Genomic DNA, 25,671 nt, shown 5'->3' on the forward strand with positions numbered 1-25,671 from the left:
CGCTCGCGCTATGGCGCGTCTGTCGGCGTCTCGACGACGACAGTCTCCTCGCGACCTGGACCCACGCCAACTGCATAGATCGGCGCGTCGAGTTCGTCGCTGATGTACTCGAGATACGTCCGTGCGTTCTCGGGGATTGCGTCGTACCCCTCCTCGGCGACGGCGGCCCAGTCGACGTCGTCCCAGCCGTCGAACGTCTTGAACGTCGCCTCGCAGCGACCCCACTCCTCGGTCGTCGGGGGCATTGCGAGCAGTTCCTCGCCGTCGAGTTCGTAGCTGTGGCCGATCTTCACTTCGTCCAGACCGGCAAGCACGTCGATGTGGTTGATTGCGAGGCCGGTGAAGCCGTTGACGCGCGCAGAGTGGCGCAACATTGGCATATCGAGCCAGCCGACGCGGCGCGGACGGCCGGTAACAGTCCCGTACTCGCCGCCCTCTTCGCGAATATACGTCGCAAGCTCCTCGTTCTCGCCGTCGCCCTGCTTGTCGTAGCCGGGCGTGTCGCCTTCGACGCCGCCGAGTTCGGTCGGCAACGGGCCGCTCCCGACGCGCGTGAGATAGCCCTTGACGATACCGATGATCTCTCCCTCGGCGATGACGTTGGGGCTGAGCCCCGTACCGACAGCCGCACCGCCCGCAGTCGGGTTCGAGGACGTGACGTAGGGATAGTTCCCGTGGTCGATGTCGATGATGGTCCCCTGTGCTCCCTCGAACATGACAGTCTCGCCATCGGCCATCGCATCCGTGAGGAACGCGCTTGCGTTGACGGTCATGTTCTGTTCGGCGAGGCGCTCGCCGATCTCTCTAAACTCCTCGAAGAGCGCGTCGACGTCGAACGCGTCCGGATCGTCGAGGTCCGAGACATCGGCGCCGTAAACGTCCTCGATGAGCGCGCGCTTCTGTGGCACGACGTACTCGAGTCGGTCTCGGAGCACGTCGGGGTCGAGTAGGTCGCCGATGCGGACGCCGCGGCGGCCGGCCTTGTCCTCGTAGGTTGGGCCGATGCCGCGACCGGTCGTGCCGACTTCCTGATCGTCTTCGCTCTTGACGTCTTCCTCGATACCGTCGAGGACGCGGTGGAACGGCAGGATAACGTGGGCGCGCTCTGCGACCCGAACATCGGGATCGAGGCCTTTCTCCTGGAGCGCCTCGATTTCGTCGAACAGCGTCCGTGGGTTGATCACGCAGCCGTTGCCGAGAACGCCGATCTTCCCTCGGACGGCTCCCGAGGGGACGAGCGATAGCTTGTACTTCTCGCCGTCGTGGACGACGGTGTGTCCGGCGTTGTCGCCGCCCTGGTAGCGGGCCACGACGTCAGCGGTGTCGCCGTAGAGGTCGACGACGCCGCCCTTGCCTTCGTCGCCGAGTTGAGCCCCGACGATTGTGACGGTCATAACAGCGGCGGATTCTTGCCGGTCCGATAAACAGATTACGGTATCACTGGGGGTATCTGCCCGGGAGGGGCAGCAATATATCCACCTTCGTGCACACATCCTGTGAAGGCGCGAACAGGAATGCACGTGTTCGTTCGGTGAACACCGTCAGCGAGAACCGCGCGTTGGGCCTCACAGAAACACGTGAGTGACAGCGCCGGTATAACTGAACGAACAGTTTCGGGTCGTAGACCACCATGAGACGGCGAATATCATCATCATCGTTCATCGTATAGACACGCAAGCGGAAGCGTTAACTACTGGCAAAAACGAGCATCGGGTTGAGAGTGGTCGTCTCAATCTCGGAGAGTAACTTTTAAAGGGTACAAAGACAAGTTAACAAATGCCATGATAGACCGACTTGAGAAGGAAGTCGATATGCTTGAACGACATCTGCAGGTCCTGAAGATGGTCATCGAAAACGAACCAATCGGTATCGTGAAGATGTCCAACGAGACCGGCTACCCACACCACAAGGTTCGCTACTCGCTGCGTGTCCTCGAAGAGGAGAACCTCATCGAGCCCTCCAGCCAGGGAGCGATCAAGACCGAGCGCACGGTCGAGTTCGTCGACGAACTCGACGGCAAAATCGACGACATCGTCGACAAGCTCGACAGCATGAAGATCGAAGACGTCGCCGAAGTCGAAGGCTGATTAGCCGCGAACGACGCGACTGAGCCAACCTGACCGACCCGTATCAGCTCGAACAGATCGACACCGCGTTTCACCGGATCCGTCCCCGCTCTCGCAGACGCCGGTTTCGGCCGGTGGAGCCGCCATCGATCTGTCTTTACTTTCTCACAACACCAACCCGAAAAGCACTGCCTGTGAGCAGCGCTCTGTTGCGTGCGCTGGTCAGACAGAAGTGTGTGAGCACCGTGTGCGAGCACAGACAGTGCGCAAGCGACGAAGCGAGGCAGCAAGAAAACGTACCGTCGTCAGCAGAGACGCCAGCTCACAACTCCGGCACGTTCATATGGAACCCTTCACTGCGTGACTCCACCAGACAGAGATGATAGCCACTCTTGCGCGAGAGGTTCACGTAACTCAGCTTCGAACCGCGGCTCAAGAATCCGCTGCTCGTCGCCTGCTCTGTCACCTCGAGTGCACCCGGCTCGAAGTAACTCGAGGTCACCGCGACTGCCGCTGCAAGATCCGGATAGTTCGCCTTGACCGCCGAGGCCGCAACCTCGAGTTCCTCGAGTAGCGCCTGGCTCGCGGGCTCGCGCGAGTCGTTGAGTGTCGCGAGAACGAGCGGGTTGCCCATCTTGTCGAACGCGACAACATCGAAGGTGACCTCGTCAGGGACGTCTTCGGTGTCGTCATCCGCGAGCGAGATCGTCGCTCCCAGTTCTGCGCGGTCGATTCGCGGAATCGCGTCGTAGAGATCCGCTAGCCCGTCCGCGTGTCCCGTATCGCGAATCTCGTACAGCACCATCTCGGTGAGCCAGTCGACGAACGAGTACTCGATAGTCTCAGTGAGGAAACGTTCGTACGGCTGGCCGTCGACAGCGACCGTCTCTGTGTCGAACTCGGTGTGGTGTTCGAGCCGGAGATTCGAGGCAACCTCGTTGCGATCCGCTGCGCCATCGTGGGCCGTCTCGAGTGTTGGCTGGCTCTTCGAGTCGTAGCGCACGAAGAGGTTCGTTCCCGACAGTGCCTCCGTCGGCGAGAGGTGCGTTTCGGCGTCAAACCCGGACTGGCTGTCACCGTCACCGCCACTGCCACTGCCACCGCCACCAGCCCGTGCCTGTTCCAGTTCGGACTCGAGTTCACTCACTCGCGTCTGGAGCGACTCGACCGTGCTCGTGAGCTGTTGATTTTCGGCGTGCAGTTCGTCACGTTCGGTTTTGAGCTCCCTGGCCTTCTCTGCGAGGGCGTTGTGTTTCTGTTCGAGTTCCTCGATCCGGCGGGTGTACTGGGCGAGGTTGCGTTTGTGTGCGTCGCCTGCACCGCTTCCGGACGTGTTCTGTTCGGTACTGTTCTGTCCGTCGCTGCGCTGGCGAGACGATGTCTGCGAGTGTGACTGTGGAGAGTCTGTACTGCGGGAATCGCCACCGGCGTTCGAACTGGTGTTGGATCGATCCGCGTTGGTAGCGCGACGCTGGTTCGATCCCGACTGGTCAGCTGATGACTGGGACTGCGTGCTCGGTTTGGAAGATGCTGTTGACGACCGTGACTGTGACTGTGACTGTGACTGTGACTGTGACTGTGATTGCGATCGCGACCGACTACTGGCTGCACGCGAGGGTGCACCAGTGCGCGCCCCATCCTCACTCGCCGCCGAATTGTCCGGATCGATCGACGGAATCGATCGGGTTTCTCGCCAGGCCTCTTCGGCCTCGAGTTGCTGATCGAGTTCGCCGTCCTCGTCATCGTCCGTGTTTCCGTCGGGATCGGTCTCGTCACGGGCCGTTGTGTCGCTGTTCGCGTCTGCGACCGTGGCTGTGTCTGTGGCTGCGGCCGTGGCTGTTTCTGTGGCTGTGGCTGTGGCTGTTTCTGTGTCACCGTCTGCCGGCCCTGGCTCCGTCTCTGCCTCGACTGGCGGTGCCGGCGTCGCCTCCGACACACCGCTGGCATCGCCAGCACCGGCGTCCGCACCGTCACCGTCCTCTTCGATCCAGGAGATATCGTTCTGTTCGAGTTCTTCTGCCGCCGCTTCGACCGTTTCCGGATCGGGGCTCGACATGCCCGCCCGGTTTGTACCGTCGCTGGGACTGTCTTCGACCTCGGCCGCTCCCGTCACCTCTTCGCCCGCGCTGGCCGGCGCATGCGTACCGGCGTCGGACTCGCGCTCAGCGTCAGCCTCCGCGCCGACCTCCCTCTGTTCCGTCGACGCCGACTCGTCGTCAGATGCCACTGGTGCAGTGATTCCACCCGGCCCGTCCGTCTCGGCCTCGGTGATGGTACTCGAGTCGTCGGTCGTGATTCCGGAGCCAGTTCCAGCCTCGCTTCCGGTTTCGGCCCCGACTCCAGCGTCACCGCCCGAGGGTAGCTCTGTGTCGAGAGCTGTGTCGATGTCAGTGTCTGCTCCCGTTCCTGCGCTCGCGCCCGTACCGTCCGAAACGTCGAGTTGGTCGATCGCCGACTCGGTAGGGTCGAGGCTCGGTTCGGCCCGTGTTCCGGCGTCGTCGACACTGCCGGCAGCGTCACTGGTGTGGCTTGCGTCACCAACTCCTGTGCCTTGCCCAGTTTCAGCCGTGTCTTCGTCGTTGGTCGTTCCTGTCCGTCCCGTCTCCTCGGACGCGCCTGTGCCGGGGATGTCGGTGACATCGATATCGACGTTGAGGACCTGATAAATGCCGACCTCGTCGTCGGCCCGCTCGAACGCTTCGTCACCGGTGAGCAACCGCTCGGCGTTGCCGATGTAGGCTGCTGCCATCCGCCGACCGCCGTAGTAGATGGCGTAGTAATCCCCACTGAGAACGTTCTCGCTCAGTTCGATGTAGCCCGTAAACGAACCGTTCTGGAGCGTCTGATCGACTTCGCGAAGCGGCGTTTTGTTCGTATAGTACTTCGCCTGTACGTCGCCGCCGCGCTCTTCCATCGTACAGAGCAACGGCAGTGCCGGGTCCGGGGCGCGGTAAGCGGTCCCGTCTGCGTCCTCGAAGTCAGTTATTTCACCGTCGATGATGCCAACGACGCGGCCGTTAAGCATAAACAGCCACGCGCCAGATGCAGCGACTGCTCCCGAAAAGTCACTGTCGGCGAGAGTAGACAGGTCATCGAAACCACCGCTGAACGGGCGAGAATCCCACTGCTCGACGCGCTCTTGCGTGCGCGAGTCCATAGTTCAACAAGCGGGAAGTGCAACAAATACGTTTCGCCTAGATTTTCGATTCGGCATCCTCTGCGAGTTCTTTCATCCGCTTGCCAATTCGGCCGGCACTCGAGAACTCGTCTTCGCTCATTCCCTTCGCAAGGGCGTTTCCGAGGACGAAGACCGCGTGTTTGTGTTCGCTCTTCGATTTGTGGACATGCGAGGGGTCGACGTCGAGCTGGTGGTACGGCTCAAAAAGGCCCTCGTCGACCTCCTCGCGCTCTTCGAAGTACTCCATAATGACGACGAGTTCTTCGTGGAGTTCGAGGAGTTCATCCTTGTGCATGCCCACGGCTACGAACGGTTTCGGCTTAAGAGTTGTGTGCCGTGTAGTCGCAAAAGCGGCTGCTGGTGGGTATGCGGGCTGAGTATGGAGTTGCAGGACTGAATTCGGGCCACGGGCTCGACGGATCGGGGGTGCTGTGTGCAATCAGTCGAGGGGGAATCGCCAGTCAGTCGGCGGCCGTCGCCGGTGTGCGGTCGCGCTGGTCCGCGGGGAACCACGCCAGTTCGTGTTCGGCGGTGACGCGCACCGCGACGCGCTCGTCGAGGCCGATCCGATCCGAGTGGTTGTGCATACACTCGATCGTCTCACCGGTGTCGAGTTCGACACGGTAGAGCACCGTCGGACCGAGGTAGCGTCGGTAGACGACGCGGCCGTTCGCCTCGCCGTCTGCCGCCGGCAGCGCCGTTACATCGTCCGGGCGGACGAGCAAGTCGATACCGGTGCCGTCGTACTGGTGGGCGAGCCCGTTCACGTCGTCGCGGAGTACGCGCCCGAGCGCAGTGTCGACGTGGTCGCCATGGACCTCACCCGAGAGAAAACTCGCGTGGCCGAGAAAACCCGCAACGAAGCGCGATTTCGGCTGCTGGAAGACGCGTTCTGGCGTATCGATCTGTTCGATCTGGCCATCGTTCATCACTGCAACACGGTCCGAAATCGAGAGTGCCTCCTCCTGGTCGTGTGTAACCGAAATTGCCGTCACACCGGCTTCCTTGATGATCCGGCGCACTTCCTCACGCATCTCGACGCGTAGGTCCACGTCGAGATTCGAGAACGGTTCGTCGAGCAGGAGCATCTTTGGCTCGGGCGCGAGCGAGCGCGCCAGCGCAATCCGCTGTTGCTGGCCGCCCGACAACTCGTTCGGATAGTGTTCTCCGTGGTCTGCGAGCCCAACCATCTCGAGTAGCTCCGCGACGCGAGCGTCGCGTTCGTCGCTCGACCACTCCTGCAGGCCGAAGGCGACGTTCTCCCAGGCGGTCATGTGTGGGAACAGGGCGAATTCCTGAAAGACGACGCCGACACCGCGCTCCTCTGGTGGGACGAACCGGCGCTCGCCGGCCACGGGGGTTCCCTGAAGCATAACGTGGCCAGCGTTCGGTTCCTCGAGGCCGGCGATCAGCCGGAGTGTCGTCGTCTTGCCACAGCCGGAGGGGCCGAGGAGGGTGAGAATCTCACCGTCCTGAACGGATAGCGAGAGATCTGAAATGACGGTCTCAGAGCCGTATCGTTTTCCGATCCCGTCGAGTTCCAGTACGACGTCGTCGGCGACTGTAGTCGTTCGTGTGTGAGCAGTCTCCTCAGGCGTCGTCGTAAGCAGTTGTCCATTCCCCATTATCGACTCCCCGGCTGCGGCCGGGACACATTCGATTTAGGGGTGCCTAAAACACTTATAATTGCCGGTCCGTTTCCATCGGGCGAGAGGCAATCGAGCGCGTTCGAACGCGAGAAAAGTGCTGTTGGCGGCGTGTAGTGCGTGTAGAGGGTTCGTAGCGAGAGTAGCGACGCAGGGACACAGCCCGGCCAAATCGCCTCTCGAGACTGGTCAGAGTTCGACCCCGCTCGGGATCAGGCTGTGCTGTCGAAGCAGGCTCCCCTCGTCGTCGTAGACGAGGAACGTCCGTTTGTCGTAGGTGACGAACTGCTCGCCGTCGAGCGTAATCTCGACCTCGTAGCGGCCATCGTCGTCGTTTTCTTCCTCACCGTAGCCCCGCGCTGCACGAATAAACCGAAGCACGTCGGTTGCCTCCTCGTTCAACTCGAGGATGAAATCACCAGTGACCCGGTTCGTGACACTGACGACGCCAGCGGCGTCTCCGTCGAGTGGCTCCTGTAGCCGGAGGGCTACATCAGTCTCGCCTGCGTCGAGAACCTCGTCGCCGGGTCCTGTAAGGCGCTCACGAAGCATCGCCGCTGGGCCGGTAAAGTCGATCGATACCGAGGGTTTGCTCGGTTCCTCGTCGGTTTCAACCCAGTCGACATTGCTGACATGTAACGTGAAGTGCTCGCGCCTCATTCCGTAGTCATCGGTTAGCGCTCCCATCGTATGAACGTAACGCACGGTGCATCATCTCGTTGAACAGACACCAGTTCGAGACAGTTGTGGAACCGGGATGTTCAGTTTGTATCTCCGGATCAGATTCGTGATACGACGGCTCGCGCAGTTTCTGTCGACCGGTCGGACTCCGTTACGAACGCTTTTTGCGCGCCCGTCGACGATATCGAGCAATGGCTGACCGTCACGACCGTTCGCACGACCGGGCCGACCGCGCAGCCGTTCGTGACACCTACGATCAGATCGCGACGCACTTCGCAAAGACCCGCGAGTACGCCTGGCCCGAAGTCGAATCGTTCGTCGAAGATGTCGTTGCAGACGGGTCGACCAGCCGTGACGAGGCTGACGATAGAGTCTCTGCTGACGGTGACGACGCCGACGACGCCGACGACGCTAGCGACGCTGACAACACTGCCGACAGCGACCAACCGACGACGGTCGGCCTCGACCTCGGCTGCGGGAACTGCCGTCACGCCGAACTGCTGGCCAAGACCGACCACTTCACCCACGTCCTCGGCGTAGACGTCAGCCGCGGCCTCCTCGAAACCGGCCGTGACCGCGCACGAGAGCGTGACTTTACCGTCAGCCTCTGTCAGGGCGACGCCGCCGAACTCCCACTCGCAACCGACGCCGTCGACAGTGCCGTCTATGTCGCGACACTCCATCACCTCCCCACGCCGGCCGCCCGACAGGCCAGCCTCGACGAACTCGGTCGCGTGCTCGCCCCCGCCCCTGACGGCCGCGCACTCGTTAGCGCCTGGTCAACCGCCCACGACCGCTTCGACGAGGACGAACTCGACACCGCCGACGGCACCGGCTTCGACACCACGATCGAATGGACCCTCCCGGGCGGCGAGACCGTCGACCGCTTCTACCACATCTACACCCCCGAAGAGTTCGAGCGGGATCTTGCTGCGAGTTCGCTGGAGGTACTCGAGTGGGAGGTCTCGAGCGGCAACTGTTATGCAGTCGTTGCTGGCGCTGACGAATCAGACACGTGATCGGTTACGGTGAGTGTCCCGACTGCGCCAGCTGGGGCCGATAGCGCGCCAATCGCTGGCAGGCGGTGACTCCGAAACGGAAGCGCCTTAAACATGGAGCCAAAACTGGGGAGTGAGCGCGGATGGTCTAGTGGTAGGACCTGAGCCTTCCAAGCTCATGGCCCGGGTTCAAATCCCGGTCCGCGCACTTTTCGACGAACAACACCGTGAGCCGACGGAATCGAATGAGGGATTTGAAGTAGAGAAGTCGCAGCCCGCACAGTGAGCGAAGCGAACGAGCAGGACCGTCTTCGCGTGGTTCAAATCCCGGTCCGCGCATCACCGTTCTCCGCATCGTTAGCGCCCGCTCGAGCGAAGCGCCTCCCAGTGCAGTAAGTCAGCGACCCACGAACAGGGTTCACGCGAAACTGGTCGAGACGTAACTCGTGGCTTCCAGGTTTCCTCACGTAGACAGTACACGGTCCATCGACCTATGAGTGAAGAACCCGAGAACATCGTCCTCGTGCCCGAACCGTCAGCGAAACACCTCAACCCTCGACAGCGCGTTTCCTACCGAAACCATCGACGCAACCTCGTCGATTGGATGCTCTCCGAGGGAAAAGATCCGAAGCGATCGATCGGCTACGCCCATTCGACGACTCGTCAGCGGGCGTACCGCCTCGACACGCTTTACCGAAAAACGTGGAAGGCAGAGAACCGATACACGGAAAAGATCACGCCCACACATGCGGACGCCTGGATGGAGGAGTTAGCGGAGACGGACTACTCCCAGAGCTACAAACACTGTTGTCAGAAAGCGGTACAGACGTTGTTCAAGTGGGAACGACACGAGTTCGCAAGCGCGGTCGAATGGGAGCCGAAACTATCGTTTGCATCGCGATCGCTCCACAGTCCGCGCGATTTCCTCACGCGTGACGAACGGGCGCGCGTCCGGGAGGCTGCGCTCGAATACAGAGGAATTCCCGATTACAACGCCGTTACACCGGATGAGCGTGAACACTGGTGGCGATATCTCGCACAGCGATTGGGAAAACCGAAGGACGACGTGACGGTAGACGAATGGGAAGCCGCAAACAGGTGGAAGATACCGTCGCTACTGTGGACGACGCTGGACGTCGGGCTGCGTCCGATCGAAGTGCGGCGAGCGACGACATCGTGGATAGACGCGGCGAACAGCGTAGTACGGATTCCAAAGGAAGACTCGGCGAAGAACACGGAGCACTGGCGGTGTAGCTTGTCGGATCGAACGGTGATGGCAGTCGAGCGGTGGCTCGAAGAGCGGGGATGTCGGGAGAAATATGAGAACACGGAACAACTCTGGCTCACCCGGTTCGAAAACCCGTACTCGACCGGATCACTGAACCGAATATTTCGGGAGATCTGTGCGGAAGCCGGAATCGCAGTGGCGGATCGCGACTTGACGTGGTACTCGATACGCCACAGCGTCGGGACGTACATGGCGGACGAACTGACGATGAAGGCGGCCGCAGCGCAGTTGCGCCATCGATCGATTAAATCCACGGTACGGTACGATCGAGCGCCGATCGAGGAACGAAAGGCGGCACTCGAGCAGATGGGGTAATTCCTATTCAAATAATTAGTGTACGCACAAGGTTATTGTTCTCGAGGTCAAATAATCGGTCAGGATATGGCTGACGACGAATCTCTGGCACCACCCGAAGCGATCGAGATCGGGGACGAGGGGGAACACACCGACGAATGGACGGAGGAGATGCCGGGAGTCGACCGCGTGATTTCGGTCGCGTTGACACTCGAACAACCGCGGACGGCGGACTGGATCGCGGAGCAAACGGAGGTATCACCGACGACGGCACGGAGTCACCTCGAGCGGTTGGTCGATCTGCATATCCTGAGTGCAGTCGAACAGCGAGGTGCGAAGACGTACTACCCCGATGCCGCGTACCAGCGGTTCAAAGAAGTATCACAGTTGATCGAGGAACACACTCGAAGCGAGATCGAGACGATAGCGGTCACCGCAAAGGAGGACATCGAGGAGCTCAGGGAAACGTACGGTGTCGAGAGCGCGGATGAACTACGGAAACTCGCGACGGCCGAAGACACCTCCTCGACGGAGGCGCGGGAGTGCTTCAAAAAGGCTTCCGAGTGGGACTCGCACTCGCACATGGTCTCGATAGCAGAGGAAGCGCTCGAGCGATACGAGAAATTCAGCGAGCACTACCAACCGTCGGTGGATTCTGCTGCATAAATGTATCCCGACGATTTGCTGGCAGATGGCGGATCCGATCCGATCGGTCTCTCCGGTCGGCGGAGTCGGATCTTCGAGCAGTTACGGATCAATCTGAACCACCATCCCGCGACTGAGACGGTAGCCGTCAGACCGACACGCGACCAGAAAGACCGGAAACTCGTCGCTCACTTCGATACACAGATTTTGGTCGATGGACTCGTCGATGCGGCCGAAGCCAAACTCGAGATCAACTGGTGGACCCACCCGGCCGGAATCGACGACCAGTTCAAGTTCCACTACATCGAGCCGTCGGGCTACGATTGCGGCTGGCACCGACAACCGCATCCGGAGGAATCGAACATCCCGTTCGACCACTTTCAGCAGCGGGCCTCGCCGGAGAGCGACTACCAATACCAGGGCGTCGATTTTCTGGAAGACACTCCCGTCGGACTACTGTGGGAAGTGACTCAAACGCGACTCCCGAGGATCATCCGAGCTCGGTACGATCCTGAGACGGAGTTTTAGGATTCGTCGGCTACCGCGTCGTAATCCCCTGGTGACGGTCCACGTCGCGTCGTCCGATGAACCGCAGCGATTGCTCACGAACCGCATCAGGTGTCCTCGAGTTCGTCGTCAGTCGGGAAATCAGGATCAGTTATCACGGCCTATGCCTCCGCGTTCGAGTAATCGTTCGGATCGAGCACTGGGGACTCCCCGTAGCGGCGAGAGATCGTGACCGACTGAAAACAGCGGTAAACTGGATAGTACGTGTTACGGATGTAAGCCCCGAAGCTCACGACACCGGCCTTTATAATATACTAGATAGTATTACGAGTCGAGGAAATCAGGAACGCTGACGAGGGAAAATACAACACGGAGGCGGGGTTACCGTCGAAACAGTCGTGGAGTCTGTGTCGTTCGACGTCGATTTGACCTCTGTTCGATGGGTGAAATCACACGGGTTGTGACAGACCCCTTCCAAGCTCATGGCCCGGGTTCAAATCCCGGTCCGCGCATTTCTTCGGCGAACAACACCGTGAGCCGACGGAATCGAATGAGGGATTTGAAGTAGAGAAGTCGCAGCCCGCACAGTGAGCGAAGCGAACGAGCAGGACCGTCTTCGCGTGGTTCAAATCCCGGTCCGCGCATTACTACTGCGAGCAACACCGCGAGCAGCAGCAACCCCGGTCCGTGCCTACGTCTCACGCACTGCTCACACTCGTTCCTGCAAACCGCCTTGCACCCTTGCACATCCGCGCATCGACACTACTGCCGCCACTGCCCAGTACTCGAGTATACCCGAGACTGACACCAGATACGAGGAAGGCGACGTTGTCGCAACGCCGGACGGCCGCGGTGTCGTCGCAGCGGTGCTGACGAGCGAGTTCGAGTTCCCGACAGGAGAGGGAGAAGACGACGAAAACGTCACCGCTGTCGACGCAAGTGATGCTCAGCCTGCGTACGTCGTCGGACTCGGCCCCGAAACCATCGGTTCGGCGGTGTATCGTGCCTCGGTACTCGAGACAAGCGACCTGGAGGACGACGACGCGACGCAGTCGACTGCCGGTGACGGCGACGCGGAGGCGCTCACACCGATCGTCAACGACGACGTCACCGGTTTGGACGATCTGCCGGAGGGGTGGGACAGAGACAGTGTACTCGAGTTCTGGTCGTCTATCGGTGGCTCCTGGGAGTCGTGTGTCGAGGAGATGACGGACGAACTCGGCGAGGATCGAGCGAAGGCGAACTGTTCGGCGATGAAAGACGAAGTGATGCGAACGCAGCGGTGGCGGAATCGTTTCTGAACCGCGGGGGCAGTTTTCGGCTTTCGATTTTCGATCTTCGGTCAGCGGCCAGCGGTCAGCAGTCAGCAGTCAGCAGTCAGCGGTTAGCGGTTAGCGGTCAGCGGTTAGCGGTCAGCAGTCAGCAGTCAGCAGTCAGCGGTCAGTGGTCAGCCTTCGAGCGGCGTCTCGGCAGCCCCCGGCTGAAGGTTCGTGACGAGGGCAAAGGCGATGCCGAGCACCGTCCCGAACAGCAGGTGGCCGATCAGACTCTCGACCGCTGTCGTCGGGAAGTCGGCTGCTGCCTCGGTGCCGATCGCCTCGAGCCAGACCGGCAGGACGAGCAGCGGCAGGAGTGCCCAGACAGCCAGCCCGAAGACGAAGCCGGCGGCGACGACGCGCAGCGTGATCCCGGTCCGCGAGAGCGACTCCGTTTCGGGATTCATCTGGAGCGTCCCGAGGATCGGCTCGCGGGTGACGAGGAAGCCGAAGATCAGCCCGAGGACGATTCCGTGGGCGAGGTGGATTCCCCAGCCGACGACCCCGGTCGGGTCCAGCCCGTAGATACCGGGAATCGCCGCCGAGACGACCTCGGGATCGAAGAGCCAGATGAGGGCCCCGAAGACGAGTGCACCGACTGCACCACCGACTGCGCCACCGACCGGCCAGCCAATCGAGCTCTCGACACCGACTGTGGTCTGTGTATCTGACTCTGCGCTCATGATGGGGCTAGTGTACCACAACGGGCTCCATAATGGTTTGTCCGGCACGTGTCACGTCCGCCGGGCAATCACGACGCGTACACAGTGCGGTGGGCTACTCGAGTTCGCTTCTCACCCGCCGTCGCCGGCTGGACGATGGCTATTAGTTTCCGTTCGACCAAGCGGACCCAACCCGTGTCTCAGGACCTCACGTACGAACTGCTCGGGTGGCCACCCGGCGGGCCAAAGCTGCCACTCGACCACAAGCGGTTCAGTTACGCCGGCAAGTTCGTCATGACGAACACCGGCAAGGCGGTCGCCCGCGACGGCGAAACCATCGTCGCAGCGATCGCGTTCAACGAGGATCGAACCGACGAGCACACGCTGTGGCTCCGGTACGTCACCGTCGCTCGCGACCGCCGCGGCGAGGGGATCGGCCCCGAACTCGTCTCGCTCGTCCGCGACCACGCCGTCGAGCGCGGCTACGAACGCATCCGTATCGCAGTCAACAACCCTTTCGCCTACGAGGCGCTCTACCGTGCTGGCTTCACCTACACCGGTGAGACGACGGGAATCGCCGAACTGGTACTCGAGTACCAACCATCCACACCTGGTGAGAACGGCACCACGACCGAACGCGAACGAGACACGTACCAGGACGGACTCGACGAGTTTCGAGATCGGGACCTTTCCGGGGACGAAACGGCGTTTCTCGAGTCACGGGTCGGGAGCGAGCCGCCGGATCGATAGCCCCCAGCAGTCATCGGCCGCGAGTCGAGAGGGGACAATTCAAATCCCAGACCCACCAATGAAGAGTCAATGGGAAATGCTGCTTTACGCGACATCGCCGTCATCGAGGACGTTCCGTTCTCCGAAATCGAGGGCGTCGTCGCCGTCGACGCGCACAACTGGCTCTATCGGTACCTGACGACGACCGTCAAGTGGACCAGCAGTTCGAAATACACCACCGCAGACGGCACCGAGGTCGCAAACCTGATCGGCATCGTCCAGGGACTCCCCAAGTTCTTCGAGAACGACGTGACACCGGTCATGGTCTTCGACGGCGGCCCCTCCGAACTCAAGGAAGACGAGATCGAATCCCGCCGCGAGCAGCGCCAGACGTACGAAGAGCAACTCGAGACCGCCCGCGAGGAAGGCGACGAGGTCGCTATCGCCCAACTCGAGTCGCGCACGCAGCGACTGACGCCGACGATCCAGGAGACCAGCCGTGAACTCCTCCGATTGCTCGATGTGCCGATCGTCGAAGCGCCGGCAGAGGGTGAGGCACAGGCGGCCCATATGGTTCGACGCGGCGACGCCGACTACGTTGGCTCCGAGGACTACGACGCACTGCTCTTCGGTGCACCCTACACCCTCCGACAGCTCACGAGCAAGGGCGATCCCGAACTGATGGACCTCGAGGCCACACTGGACCACCACGACCTCACACTCGAGCAACTCATCGACGCGGCCATCCTCATCGGGACGGACTTCAACGAGGGCATCTCGGGAATCGGCCCGAAAACGGCACTCACGGAGATCAGCGAACACGGCGACCTCTGGAGCGTGCTCGAAGCGCGCGGCGAGACACTCGAGTACGGCGACCGCGTGCGAGCGCTCTTCCGCGAGCCAAACGTGACTGACGAGTACGAGTTTGAGACGACACTGGATCCGGACATAGAGGCGGCGCGAGAGTACGTGACTGAGGAGTGGGGAGTCGATGCCGATGAGGTTGCACGCGGGTTCGAGCGGATCGAGGAGAGTGTGACACAGACCGGGCTGGATCGGTGGACCTGAGCGCAGTGGTTGTATACGTACTCGGGTTCGGGGGCTGTAGCGGACAGCGGACAGCGGGCAACGGGCAGCGGACAGTGGGCGGCGGACTGTTTCGTGAATCGAACGGTTTTCTGCGCGGTTACAGCACTGCTAAGAGAGGCAGACAGGAGCGACTGCGGTTTGCGGTGCAGGTCGAGCGCCATCGCTTAGGTGAGCTATAATAATCTGGCTACCCCTGGTCGTCGTGATCGGGGTGACCGAGTATGTCCCAACGCGAACGCACCCGGTCCGAGTCGGCGGCAGACGCTCCCGCCAGGGAACGAGAGCCGCGGACGGACCAGCGACGACGCGCGCGGTTCGACTTCGGCGCATGGCTGCTGTCGACCGCGGTGCAAACGATCGTCGTGCTCGTTGGCCTCGCGGTCGTGCTGTTCGCCCTTGGCCAGGCAACCGGTGTCGATCTGCTCGGCGCAGTCGGCGGCGCGTTGCTGACGCACACCGGCCAGTGGCTCGCGGTAGCGTTCATCTCGCTACTCGTGCTTGGCATGGCGCTCAGAGCCATGCGGTACACGCGGCCGCGATAGTGACGATGTCGTGCAGGGGCGAATCGATCGTGCGGTGGTGTTGTACACTACCGCACTACGCACATCATCCCCACCACCATCCACACCACTCCACCACCCAACCATCCACACCTCTCCACCACTCCACTCCACTCCACCACCCTACTCCACCACCCACACCTCTCCACCACCCTACTCCACCATCCACACCTCTCCACCATCCACACCTCTCCACTCACTGTGAGCCTCACAGCAGCAAGTCAGTACAGGCACCCCACTATAGACCACCCACCAGATCACACCGGACACAGCTGACGCATCTGCCCCGCACGACGCATCGGCCCCACTCAGTCGGACAAATCGACGTCCGGACCGAAACAGCACATCATCCGTTTCGCTATATTTCGTCCCGTTCCGCTTCAGTCCACCCTCTTTCTCACCCCATTCATACGGATTGCTGTACCGATTCATCGGTGCAACCGCCTCACGGGTCGCGGTTGCGCCGGAACTGACTGACAGCAAACCGTCTCAGGCTACGGCTCGCGACCCAATTCGAACGGGAGTCGGTGATCAACCTCCTCGCGTGCAAGCACCGCTGCCCGATCAGTCGCGCCGATCGCAGCGAGGTACCGAAGCCTGACACCAGTCTTGAGCAGTCGCGCGCCACGACCAGTGAGCACTCTCGACCCAACCTGTGCGACCGCCTCGTCACCCACGCTAACGACCCAGCCTGGTGAGTCGAACGCAAAGTTCGCTGCTGTCCAAGCCGACACCGACTCCGCTCCACGACTCTGGTCACGTTCGCCGCTATCGTCACGTTCGCCGCTATCATCACGTTCGCCGCTATCATCACGTTCGTCGTTCACGAGACCTGCAATCGTCGGCGCAAGCGCCCGCGCTGCCTGTATCGCACTCTGGGCACTCGCCGGAGCCGCCTCCCCCTCCGCGTCGGTCATCCGCGCCGCATCGCCGAGCAAAAACGTCCGCTCGTCGAGTTCTAACGCCGGCCCAACCGCCGGCCGTTCTCGACCGAGAGCCGCTGTCCCACGGATCCCTCCCGTCCAGACGACACACTCCGCCGGGAGTTCCTCGCCCGACTCGAGTCCCACTGTCGACGGCGTCACTCGAGTAACGGCTGTCCCAGTCCGGACGGTGACGCCGGCGGACTCGAGTGTGTCTGTCACCGCGCGCTGGAAGGGAGGGTCGAACTGTGGGGCGACGGTGTCAAGTTGTTCGAGAAGGGTGACGGTCGGCGTAGCGTTTGCGTCTGATCCGTGACGCTCGCGAACAAGTGCGGCGAGTTCGCCGGCGACCTGGATACCCGAGAGGCCGGCACCGCAGACGACGAACTGTGGGGTATCTTGGTCGCGCACGCGCAGCGCCTCCCGCGCTCGTCTCCGGACGGTAAACGCATCGGTGAGTCGTTTGAACGGGATTGCGTGCTCGCGGACACCCTCGAGTCCGTGGGTGGCAGTCTGTGCGCCAAGACAGACGGCCGCGATATCGTAGGAGAGGGTGCCATCGGAGAGTCTGATGGTTCGTCGCTCACGGTCGAGAGCCTCGACGCGCGCTACGCGGACGGTTGCCCGATCGAGGACGGACGGGAGCGAGACGGTGATCGCGTTCGCCAGTTCGGGCCGGCGGAGCACGCGGTGGAGTTCGTGCTGGACGAGGTGATCCGGCGAGTCGTTAACCAGGGTGAGTTCGAGATCCGCATCTGTGGGTACTCGCTTCTCGAGTTCGCGGGTTAGGGTCAGGCCCGCGTAGCCGCCACCGAGGACGACGACGTGCATACCCGATGTAGGTTCCGCGCGCCCAAATACTGGGGACCAAACGAACGCGTTCACGGACACGAATACGGATACAGACAAACAAACACGAACACCAACGCCAACACGAGCGCCGCGTGAGTCGCTCAAATAATCCTTTCACCTTCCCTCACCTCTTTACAAACCGATACTGTGACGTTCAGTATGCATCGCCGCCGCGTTCTCGCACACGTCGGCACTGGAACCGTCATCGGTACCGTTGGCTGTCTCAGCGTCCCCCTCCCCACTGGCGATTCGGGACAATCTTCCGACTCACCAGAATCCAGAGACGGAGCGGACTCTCAAATCCCCGATATCAGGACACAGCCGTGTCCACCATCCGAAACTGACCGTGAGAGTGCCGTCTGCTCTCACACTGTCGATCCGGATTCGGCCACGGTGTCCCTCGAGTCACGTCCAAAACGCAGTACCGTGGCCGATGGGGTGCCCGAGACAGAGATTTCTCTGACGCTTCGTAATGACTCTGCCAGCGAACTAACGTTCAATCCGTACAGTTGGCACATTCGCACCAATACAGGTGCGGGCTGGCACGATATTCAGCAGGATCGAGCCGGCAACGGTACCCTGACCGTCCCTGCTGGCGAGGTGCAGACGTGGTCGCTCGTCGACGCAGTCACTGCCGTTCGAGACGACCCCGAACTTGAACCGGGGCTGTACGCGGCAGAGCTAACCGTTCCTGCACCGACACAGGAGGACGACAGCATCGCGTGTATCGCGCTCGTTCGACTCGATGCAGCGTCGTGACCTGGGTCTGGTGTTGAGGGCAACAGTTGTCCCGCTACGCCGCTAATTCGGGACGATACAGGACAACGACCGGCCTCGAAAAATCACAAAACCGCTCTCAGAACAGGTGCTCGTCTTCGTCGAGCAAGCGAGCAGGGCCGCCGACGTCCCAGATCGTCGTCGAGACGCCGCAGTCGGCGATCTCCTCTTCGACGAACTCGGCGTGCTCCTCGGTGGTGTTGACGTAGACGCTCGCGCCTGTGTCCGTCGAGAAGTAGACCGGAATATCCTCTTCCTCGCGGAGTTCGCGCACGCGGTTGAAGATTGCGAGCGTGGCTGGCTGCCAGTAGACCCAGCCCTCGGGGCCGGTCATCGTCGTCGCCGCGAGCGAGAGCGAGTCGTGCTCGGCGAGTTCGAACGCATCCTCGAACTCGTCGTTGCGGAGCGCGTCGCGCATTTCTGCGATCTGGCTGTGAATGTGCGCGTTGCGGGCCTGGAACATGTGACTGTCCTCGGCCTCGTTGTGCGCGTCTTCGGTCTCCTTGTGGTACGGCACGAGTCCGACGACGATCTTCAGATCCTCGTGGAGGTTGCTCGGCAGTCGCTCGGAGCGACAGTCCTCGTCGTTCAGCCCGGTGTTGAGTTGCGAGAACGCACCCGTCACCGCACGAGCGGCCGACGCCGAGCCAACGCGTGCGATCGTGGAAACGGTTGGTCGGTCGGCGTCGAGGTCGGCTGCCTCGGCCAGCGCCATCGCTGCCGCGGCGAAGCCGGAGGACGAGGAGCCAAGCCCGACGTTCGTCGGGAAGCTGTTCTCACTCTCGAGTCGGACCGGGTAGACCGTATGTGCCGCGTCGGACATATCTCGGGCCTTCTCGACGACGGCGTCGACGCGCTCGGCCGCGCGGCCCTCGAGTTCCTCGCCGTCGACGACGTAGGTGTCCTCGTCGTAGTCCATCGAGAACTCGACGGTAGTGCGGGTGTGACTCGGGGCCGTACAGACGCTGATACTGTCGTGATACGGGAGTCGCTCGATATCGTCGCGCATCCCGTGATATTTGACCAGCCCCTGGATGGGGTGGGCCATCGCGGTCGCCTTCATACCCGGATAGGCGGATGATGGCCGCTTAAAGTTCACGGCATCCGATTGGTGTGCCACTGGCGAGTATCAGTCGCCCCCGGCGCGTCGTAGCGGCTGCTAGCAGGTGTTATCGACCGGGCTCCAGGACAAGCCCGCTCGACGGTGCCCGCCAGCTACTGTATCGCATCCTGTAGTGACTCGCGCCACTCCTTTGCAGCCACACTCTCTCCCTCGAGTTCACCCAGTCGCAACTCGACCGTTTCGATGTCCTCGTCGATGCGTTCGACCTCTCCGGAGACCGTCGAGCGGACCAGAAGGAGCTCGCGTTTGAGTCGCACCTCGGTTTCGTCGAGGCGCGTCGCCAGCGCATCTGTCTCGGACTCGAGTGCGGTTTCGAGCGTGTCGAGTCGCGTCTCGAGGTCGGTGAGCCGTTCGTCGCGCGCCTCGGCGGTGGACTCGAGTTCGCCAAGCCGTTCGTCGTGTGTCTGGGCAGTGGATTCGAAGCCGTCGAGGGACTGTTCGAGGTCGTCACGAGTGGCCTCGAGTTCGGCCTGTTGGGTGGCTGTTTCGGCTCGGTGGTGCTCCAGTTGCGTATCGAGGGTTTCGAGCCGATCAGCGACCGAATCGAGGTGTGGTTGGAGCGTCCCATTGATTCGTTGCCGCAGAACGTCGTCGGCCGCGTTTAGATCCTCGATATCGGATTGCAAGTGCTCGATGTCGGTTCTGATAGCGTCGAGATCGGCGTGCAGGCTGTCGAGTTCGAACGGGGTGTCGGTGGAGTGCTGGTCGTCTCGGAGTTCGGTCAGTAACGTCTCGAGAACGTCAGTTTCGGACGAGTTCGGCGGACTCTTCGACGCGGGTGTCTCATTCTGTGATGGCATCGGTATCTCCGTCTGCGGGTGGGTGATCGGACCGGCGGGCAGCAGCCAGGGGTTCCACGCCAACTGCCTTCCCGATCGGTACGTTGGCTGCCGTGAGCGTGACTGCGACCGATGACGCTTCGTGGTCAGTGACCAACCCTCCTACGTGAGATATTAATACCCCGTGTCAGTTGGACGCGCGACAACGGTTCTATGGACTCGCTATCGGACTGGCGGCCAAGATGGTACCACAGAGCGAGCGACAGACTCGACGCGAACCGAACACCTCAAATGGTCGCTCTCGCAACGAACGCTGCATGGGAACCCCGCTCGAGAGCCGCACGGAACAGGCCGAAGAACTCGTCGACCGACTCGAGGAGGCCTACCCCGACTCGACGATCTCGCTTCGATATTCGAACCGACTCGAGTTACTGATCGCCGTGATCCTCTCGGCGCAGTGTACCGACGAGCGGGTGAACACGGAAACGAAGCACCTCTTCGAGAAGTACGACGGACCGGAAGACTACGCCAACGTGCCCGAGGAGGAGCTCGCCGAGGATCTGAGTTCGATCACTTACTACAACAGCAAGGCCGGATACATCAAGGACTCCTGTGAGATGATCCTCGAGGAGCACGACGGCGAGGTGCCCGACACCATGAGTGAACTCACCGAACTGTCGGGCGTCGGCCGCAAGACGGCGAACGTGGTGCTCCAGCACGGCCACGACGTGGTCGAGGGTATCGTCGTGGACACGCACGTCCAGCGGCTCTCGCGTCGCCTCGGACTGACAGAGGAGGAGTACCCCGAACCGATCGAACAGGAACTGATGGACCTCGTCCCCGAGGGCTACTGGCAGCAGTTCACTCACCTCTGTATCGACCACGGGCGAGCGACCTGTACGGCCCGAAACCCGGACTGCAGTGACTGCGTGCTCGCGGATATCTGCCCCTCCGAGAAGGGTGACAGTGAGATTGATCTGGCGTCGGGCGAGCACTGGTAGGATCCAAGTGGCGGCGACGCGGCTTCGCTGGCCTCTACACGGCTGATCTGGATCCAACACGACCCACGCAAGCCAAACACCTTTTCAGTGAGGCGTGCTAGCTTCCGATGCGATCACTATGGTTGATGACCCAGACGAAACCGGCCAGACCGACAGGACCGGGAAAGACGAGCACGGGCGTGACGTCGAACTGAAACACGAAGACACCGACGACGACGCAGACGCAGCGGAAGAGGAACTCACCGAGGAGGAAAAGGAGGCTCGAGAGCGTCGCGACGAGGAAGAGCGTCGACAGGATATCGAGCACAAATCCGAGGAGCGTGAGGCGGAGGCGCTGGGGAACACGAATCCCAATAATCACCGGGACGAAGAGCCGCACAACAGCTAGACAGTTGTCGCCGTCACGTGCCAGTCGCGCCAACTGTCGGTAGCAGTCACAGCAACTATCGGGTACTCACGACAACTGTAGTGTAGATCGCTCACGCACGGAACGCGACCAGGCTGCATTCGGGCGAGTGCAGCGGGCGGGCGACCTCGCGTTCCGTGCTCCCGGGCCGACCGATCGACCGACCGAGATCGGATTCGACGATCACAGTGCTGGGCCAGCGCGATTCCCGGCGGATCGTACACGTTTTGGTTCGTTCTGCGGTTTTCAGTCTGGCGCACCCTCGTGTTCTCGTCCTCGACCTGTTTCTGTCTCTGTTCACTCCACAGTTCCCGATCTGTGCGACGGACTCGAGTACCCGCGCTGTCTCTTCGCTCCACTTTTGCACAGATCGCGACACCGCTGTCCCGGTCCAGTAACCCAGTTCACGTTCACATAGTGGGCTCAGGCAGCGGCCGCTGGTACGCACAGAATCGGCACTGTCCCCACCACCGACACCGTGAGTGGAGTCTCGATCGCAACGTGACCCACCGACCGGTCGTCGGCGATCAGCGCCACCGACTGCTCCTCCCGGTCGACCGTCAACACGGCCTCGTCCGGCGGGAGAACCCACTGCCGAGCATTCGTCGAAAACGGACTGATCGGAACCACGGACACAGCATCGACCGCGGGCGAGAGCCGTGGCGACTCGAGTGCACTCGCGTAGCCGTGCGTCCCGAGTGCTGTCGCGACAACGATCCCGTCCGCGCGGACGGAGCCAACCGACTCCTCCCGACTTCGGACCGAAAACTCGGAGATTGCGGCGGGTTCGGCGGCAGCGAGCGTGAGGTCGAACAGAGCACGGACAGTCGTCTCGGTGCCGTCGACCAGTGTGGCGGTGCACTCGAGTACCGGCCGCTCACAGCGCGTAATCTCTGCCTCCCCTGCGAGGACAGTTGCAAGCGCGTCAGGAAGGGATTCCTCGGCGACGGTGCTGAGGCCGGGTATCGAGCCGACCGGCAAAATAGGCGGCTGCTCATCGCCCGTGACGCTCTCGCGTGCGGCCTCCGCGAGGGCCGATTCGCCGACTGCAACGACGACCGCCGGATTGACGTTCAGAACGGGGGCGGCCTCGGTGTCGACTGCTAGTGTGGCGTCGTGCGTGAACAGGGTGGACTCGAGTGCACTGCCATCGACACCAGTGTCGGCTACCTCGCGGGCGTCACCGTCCACTGTTGGCGTCGAAATCGAGTCGGTCGGATCGACGACGCCGACAACTGGCTCGTCGTGGTCGGGTTGGACGCCGTCGTCCCGGTCGCTCATGACATCTCGTTCGCGCGGCGGGTGCAAAAGCGTAAGGTCCGAAGGGTTGGTTGGGAGTCCGCCCCGATCAGTCGCCCGCGACCGCCACGACGCTTCCGACGATCACGAGATGGCAAACAGCGTCCCGTCGCGCCCGACGGTAAGCCACAGATCGTCGGCCAGCGCGCAGCCACTCCCGAGTCCCCATTCCATTTCGTCGGTGTTGAGACGCCACTTGACGGATCCGTCGGTTACATCGAGAGCGGCCGTCATCCCACCGTCGTGGGCGGTGTAGACAGTATCCTCGTCGCTCGCCCAGAAGATCGCGCCGAAACTGTCGTCCCAGATCTTGGTGGCCCAGAGACGCTCACCCGTGTCCCGGTCCAGCCCGACGAAACCAGGGCCGCGGAAATCGTCGATGACGACGACGGAGTCGACGACGTTGGCCCATCCACCCCCAATTGAACGGTCGTCTGGACGGCACTCCCAACGGTTCTCCATCGTTTCCCAGTCGTACGAGACGAGGCCGCCGTTGTCGGAGCCATAGTACTCGCCGTCCCGAAGGACGGGATAGTTGACTGGTGTCGACAGTTCTGCGCTCGGTTCGCTCGAGCGAAGATCTCTGAGGGACGCAGCGTTCGGATACAGGACGCCACTATCGGTGATGAGTGGTAGGCGTGGCTCATTCCCGCCGCTCGCGCCAGCGCTGTCCCAGCGTACGTCCCCTGACTCGGCGTCGAGGACGTACAGCTGCGGGAGGGGCTCGAAATCCCCATCCGAGTAGTCGTACAGTTCCGTATCGGAGAGGACGACGATCGCGTCCCCGACTCGCCGAACCGAGGAGAGCCCACTGCTCAGTTTGTCACTCCGCCAGCGTTCGGTTCCGTCGGCGAGGTCGTACGCTCGAACGGACGTTTCGACGGCGGCGTAAACGGTATCGTCGACGATCGTCGGACGCCAGATACGGTGCTCCGCCTCGAAAATCGGCTCAAATTCGCCGGTATCGGGATCGATAGCGACGAACGTTCGATGTTCGTTCTCACTGGTATCGCTCGTTTCCGCTCGTCCGATAGTAGTGTACACCGTCCCATCGACGATCAGCGGATGGCGGCGAGGGTGGCCACTGGTCTCTCCGTCAGTGCTATCCTCGAGCGTCCACTGGACGCTCGGATCGTCAGAGGGACCGTCCGCGTGGGGATTGTGGAACGTGTTTCCAGTGTCGTGGCCGAGCATTCGCCAGTTGGGGTCGTCGGTGTACGTGGTGTCTCCTCGGAGGTCGAGTTCCGTCCAGTGAGCGGGTTCGCTTCTCACTTGACAGCCGGCGATACCGAGCAATCCAGTCGTGGCAACCGTCTGCAGAACAAAACGACGGCTCGTGGAGGGGGACCGTTCGGGGGACATCAGGTTACAGTACTGACCTTTACACCATAAATTCCCATGCAAATTGGGCGAACTGAACCGCTGTTCTCGTACTGCCAGAATCGACTAGTTATCGTACGGCCAGTCGCCCGTGATCTTGCTTCCCTCAGCGAGGTTCTGGTCCTCGAGATCGGCGGCGATTTCCGCTGGCTCGCGGTGCTCGATCGTCTGCTCCTCGCGTGCGAGGTCGACGGTCAGCTCCGTGAGGAGGATTGCCTGCTCGCGCAGCGTGCGCTTCTCTATTTTCTCCAGCGTGTCGGCGAAGGTGTGTCCCCAGCCGCGGCCAACCTCGTCCGAGGTCGACATCACGTGGTAGCCCGGCACCCCCCACTGGACGAACGGCCAGTGGTCGCTGTGCGGGCCGAGCTGTGGCACCGTCTCGATCGGGTGGCCGTGGCGCTCTGCGACCTCCTCTGCGGCGGCCTCGAGTTCGGGGAAGCCGTGGGTCGTCAGCGAGAGCGTGCGCCCGCGGACGACGCCGTCGTTGTTGACGATCGCCTTGATAGAACCGTGGTCCGCCTGCTCGGCGTGGTAGCCGGAGCCGACCAGTCCGACCTCCTCCGCACCGTAGGCGACGAACTCGACGCGCGTCTCGAGTTCGTCCTCGCGCGCGGCAAGTGCGTTCGCGAGTTCGACGACCATTGCGGTGCCAGCGCCGTTGTCGAGGGCACCCTCTGCGATGTCGTGGGCGTCGACGTGGCTCGTCACGAGCACGCGCTCGTCCGTCTCGGGGCCGAGTTCGGCGTGAATATTCTGGCTCGTTGCGTCGTCAATGTCCGCCTCGACGGAGACAGCAATCTCCTCGCCGTCGTAGCGTCGAGCCAGCCGCGCGCCGACCTCACTCGAGACGCCGACCGCTGGAATGTCGCCGATCGGGTCGTCCTTGGTGCCGACGCTGCCGGTCGGCGGGAGACAGCCCTCGACGTGATTGCGGTAGACGAAGCCGACGGCACCCTGATCGACCGCGTGATAGTACTTCTCCCGGCGGTGGATGTAGCGCTCGTAATACTCCGGAATGTCGCTGCGGACCATCGCGATTTTCCCTTCGAGGTCGGCGTCCTCGAAGTCCTCTGGCAGGCCGTAGCCGAGGTCGACGAGTTCGCCCGTCGCCTCGTCGCTCGGACTTCGTGGGAGCGCGATGCACTCGAGTTCCTCGTCTGGCGCGACGACCGCACTGTCGCCGCGGGTCCAGCCCTGAATGTCGAACGACTCGAGGCGGGCGTTTCGTGCGCCGGCCTCGGCAAGGGCGTCGCGGGTCAGTTCGGCGGCCTCGCGTTCGCCGTCGCTGCCAGCCATTCGATTGCCGATGTCGACCAGATTTTCGAGGTGTGTCCAGCCAACGTCGCTGGTGAACACATCACTGATCCAGGTGGTCATGGGTATGGGACAGGGGTCTCACTGGGGGCGTGTAACTGTACCGTTCGGCGATGACTGTGCCGGAACTTGGTGCGCTACTGTCGACTATCTAACCC

25 protein-coding genes and 1 tRNA gene are annotated in these 25,671 nt (G+C 62.0%); 13 read left to right on the forward strand and 13 right to left on the reverse strand.

Translation table 11 applies throughout. The features are described from left to right. Positions 1–8 precede the first annotated feature (8 nt). Together NMAG_RS15540 and NMAG_RS21745 are read right to left on the reverse strand one after the other, a co-directional pair. The gene (locus NMAG_RS15540; protein ID WP_004216025.1) at positions 9–1,394 is read right to left on the reverse strand and encodes an adenylosuccinate synthase; all 1,386 of its coding nucleotides are present in this window, start codon (positions 1,392–1,394) and stop codon (positions 9–11) included. 43 nt (positions 1,395–1,437) lie between these two features. Next, positions 1,438–1,662 carry a hypothetical protein gene (locus NMAG_RS21745; protein WP_148221920.1) on the reverse strand — a complete coding sequence of 75 codons (225 nt, stop codon included), beginning with the start codon at positions 1,660–1,662 and terminating at the stop codon, positions 1,438–1,440. A gap of 119 nt (positions 1,663–1,781) precedes the next feature. On the opposite strand from NMAG_RS21745, the gene NMAG_RS15545 reads away from it, so the two are divergent. Next, positions 1,782–2,087, forward strand: a complete 306-nt coding sequence (locus tag NMAG_RS15545) for a hypothetical protein (RefSeq protein ID WP_004216024.1) — start codon at positions 1,782–1,784, stop codon at positions 2,085–2,087. A gap of 301 nt (positions 2,088–2,388) precedes the next feature. On the opposite strand, the gene NMAG_RS15550 is transcribed toward NMAG_RS15545, so the two are convergent. The 4 genes from NMAG_RS15550 to NMAG_RS15565 all read right to left on the reverse strand — a co-directional run bounded on the left by NMAG_RS15550 (position 2,389) and on the right by NMAG_RS15565 (position 7,550). Then, positions 2,389–5,223 carry a DUF7527 domain-containing protein gene (locus NMAG_RS15550; RefSeq protein WP_004216023.1) on the reverse strand — a complete coding sequence of 945 codons (2,835 nt, stop codon included), beginning with the start codon at positions 5,221–5,223 and terminating at the stop codon, positions 2,389–2,391. Positions 5,224–5,260: 37 nt separating this feature from the next. After that, on the reverse strand, positions 5,261–5,539 hold the full coding sequence (locus NMAG_RS15555; RefSeq protein ID WP_004216022.1) for a UPF0058 family protein: 279 nt from the start codon (positions 5,537–5,539) through the stop codon (positions 5,261–5,263). A gap of 166 nt (positions 5,540–5,705) precedes the next feature. Beyond that, complete coding sequence (locus NMAG_RS15560) at positions 5,706–6,869, reverse strand: ABC transporter ATP-binding protein (protein ID WP_004216020.1); 1,164 nt, start codon at positions 6,867–6,869, stop codon at positions 5,706–5,708. A 210-nt stretch (positions 6,870–7,079) separates the two neighbouring features. Next, positions 7,080–7,550 carry a DUF5793 family protein gene (locus tag NMAG_RS15565; protein ID WP_012996797.1) on the reverse strand — a complete coding sequence of 157 codons (471 nt, stop codon included), beginning with the start codon at positions 7,548–7,550 and terminating at the stop codon, positions 7,080–7,082. Between the two features lie 212 nt (positions 7,551–7,762). On the opposite strand from NMAG_RS15565, the gene NMAG_RS15570 reads away from it, so the two are divergent. The 6 genes from NMAG_RS15570 to NMAG_RS15595 all read left to right on the forward strand — a co-directional run bounded on the left by NMAG_RS15570 (position 7,763) and on the right by NMAG_RS15595 (position 12,604). After that, complete coding sequence (locus NMAG_RS15570) at positions 7,763–8,590, forward strand: class I SAM-dependent methyltransferase (protein ID WP_004216018.1); 828 nt, start codon at positions 7,763–7,765, stop codon at positions 8,588–8,590. Between the two features lie 116 nt (positions 8,591–8,706). Then, positions 8,707–8,777, forward strand: a tRNA-Gly gene (locus NMAG_RS15575). A gap of 285 nt (positions 8,778–9,062) precedes the next feature. Continuing rightward, positions 9,063–10,172: a tyrosine-type recombinase/integrase gene (locus NMAG_RS15580; RefSeq protein ID WP_004216017.1), complete on the forward strand. Its 1,110-nt coding sequence runs from the start codon at positions 9,063–9,065 to the stop codon at positions 10,170–10,172. Between the two features lie 66 nt (positions 10,173–10,238). After that, entirely contained in the window at positions 10,239–10,817 is a 579-nt protein-coding gene (locus NMAG_RS15585; protein ID WP_004216016.1) for a winged helix-turn-helix domain-containing protein, read from the forward strand. Then, on the forward strand, positions 10,818–11,324 hold the full coding sequence (locus NMAG_RS15590; RefSeq protein ID WP_004216015.1) for a hypothetical protein: 507 nt from the start codon (positions 10,818–10,820) through the stop codon (positions 11,322–11,324). A 566-nt stretch (positions 11,325–11,890) separates the two neighbouring features. Beyond that, the gene (locus NMAG_RS15595; protein ID WP_012996798.1) at positions 11,891–12,604 is read left to right on the forward strand and encodes a hypothetical protein; all 714 of its coding nucleotides are present in this window, start codon (positions 11,891–11,893) and stop codon (positions 12,602–12,604) included. Between the two features lie 146 nt (positions 12,605–12,750). On the opposite strand, the gene NMAG_RS15600 is transcribed toward NMAG_RS15595, so the two are convergent. Continuing rightward, positions 12,751–13,302 (reverse strand): hypothetical protein, encoded by a 552-nt coding sequence (locus tag NMAG_RS15600; protein WP_004216013.1) that lies wholly within the window; start codon positions 13,300–13,302, stop codon positions 12,751–12,753. Between the two features lie 135 nt (positions 13,303–13,437). Between NMAG_RS15600 and NMAG_RS15605 the strand changes: the two genes are divergently transcribed. The 3 genes from NMAG_RS15605 to NMAG_RS15615 all read left to right on the forward strand — a co-directional run bounded on the left by NMAG_RS15605 (position 13,438) and on the right by NMAG_RS15615 (position 15,641). Next, a complete protein-coding gene (locus NMAG_RS15605) occupies positions 13,438–14,031 on the forward strand; it encodes a GNAT family N-acetyltransferase (RefSeq protein ID WP_012996799.1) in 594 nt (197 codons plus the stop codon). A gap of 69 nt (positions 14,032–14,100) precedes the next feature. Continuing rightward, the gene (gene fen / locus NMAG_RS15610) at positions 14,101–15,078 is read left to right on the forward strand and encodes a flap endonuclease-1 (RefSeq protein ID WP_004216011.1); all 978 of its coding nucleotides are present in this window, start codon (positions 14,101–14,103) and stop codon (positions 15,076–15,078) included. 242 nt (positions 15,079–15,320) lie between these two features. Next, complete coding sequence (locus NMAG_RS15615; RefSeq protein WP_004216010.1) at positions 15,321–15,641, forward strand: hypothetical protein; 321 nt, start codon at positions 15,321–15,323, stop codon at positions 15,639–15,641. 512 nt (positions 15,642–16,153) lie between these two features. Here the strand turns inward: NMAG_RS15615 and NMAG_RS15620 are convergent. Beyond that, positions 16,154–17,413: an NAD(P)/FAD-dependent oxidoreductase gene (locus NMAG_RS15620; protein WP_004216009.1), complete on the reverse strand. Its 1,260-nt coding sequence runs from the start codon at positions 17,411–17,413 to the stop codon at positions 16,154–16,156. Between the two features lie 180 nt (positions 17,414–17,593). On the opposite strand from NMAG_RS15620, the gene NMAG_RS15625 reads away from it, so the two are divergent. Next, entirely contained in the window at positions 17,594–18,193 is a 600-nt protein-coding gene (locus tag NMAG_RS15625) for a hypothetical protein (protein ID WP_004216007.1), read from the forward strand. A 97-nt stretch (positions 18,194–18,290) separates the two neighbouring features. Here NMAG_RS15625 and mvaD read toward each other — a convergent pair whose 3' ends face one another. Beyond that, entirely contained in the window at positions 18,291–19,274 is a 984-nt protein-coding gene (gene mvaD, locus NMAG_RS15630) for a phosphomevalonate decarboxylase MvaD (RefSeq protein WP_012996800.1), read from the reverse strand. A gap of 152 nt (positions 19,275–19,426) precedes the next feature. Next, positions 19,427–20,134, reverse strand: a complete 708-nt coding sequence (locus tag NMAG_RS15635) for a coiled-coil domain-containing protein (RefSeq protein WP_004216004.1) — start codon at positions 20,132–20,134, stop codon at positions 19,427–19,429. Between the two features lie 296 nt (positions 20,135–20,430). Between NMAG_RS15635 and nth the strand changes: the two genes are divergently transcribed. Both nth and NMAG_RS15645 read left to right on the forward strand, forming a co-directional pair. Further along, a complete protein-coding gene (gene nth / locus NMAG_RS15640; protein ID WP_004216003.1) occupies positions 20,431–21,114 on the forward strand; it encodes an endonuclease III in 684 nt (227 codons plus the stop codon). Between the two features lie 118 nt (positions 21,115–21,232). Next, positions 21,233–21,502 (forward strand): hypothetical protein, encoded by a 270-nt coding sequence (locus tag NMAG_RS15645; protein WP_004216001.1) that lies wholly within the window; start codon positions 21,233–21,235, stop codon positions 21,500–21,502. A 441-nt stretch (positions 21,503–21,943) separates the two neighbouring features. On the opposite strand, the gene NMAG_RS15655 is transcribed toward NMAG_RS15645, so the two are convergent. From NMAG_RS15655 to NMAG_RS15665, 3 genes are all read right to left on the reverse strand, one after another. After that, on the reverse strand, positions 21,944–22,801 hold the full coding sequence (locus tag NMAG_RS15655; protein WP_004215999.1) for an NAD(+)/NADH kinase: 858 nt from the start codon (positions 22,799–22,801) through the stop codon (positions 21,944–21,946). 102 nt (positions 22,802–22,903) lie between these two features. Beyond that, positions 22,904–24,181 carry an outer membrane protein assembly factor BamB family protein gene (locus NMAG_RS15660; RefSeq protein WP_012996801.1) on the reverse strand — a complete coding sequence of 426 codons (1,278 nt, stop codon included), beginning with the start codon at positions 24,179–24,181 and terminating at the stop codon, positions 22,904–22,906. Between the two features lie 84 nt (positions 24,182–24,265). Further along, positions 24,266–25,576: a M28 family peptidase gene (locus tag NMAG_RS15665; RefSeq protein WP_004215996.1), complete on the reverse strand. Its 1,311-nt coding sequence runs from the start codon at positions 25,574–25,576 to the stop codon at positions 24,266–24,268. Between the last annotated feature and the right edge of the window lie 95 nt (positions 25,577–25,671).

The organism is Natrialba magadii ATCC 43099 (genome assembly GCF_000025625.1).
Classification (GTDB): domain Archaea; phylum Halobacteriota; class Halobacteria; order Halobacteriales; family Natrialbaceae; genus Natrialba; species Natrialba magadii.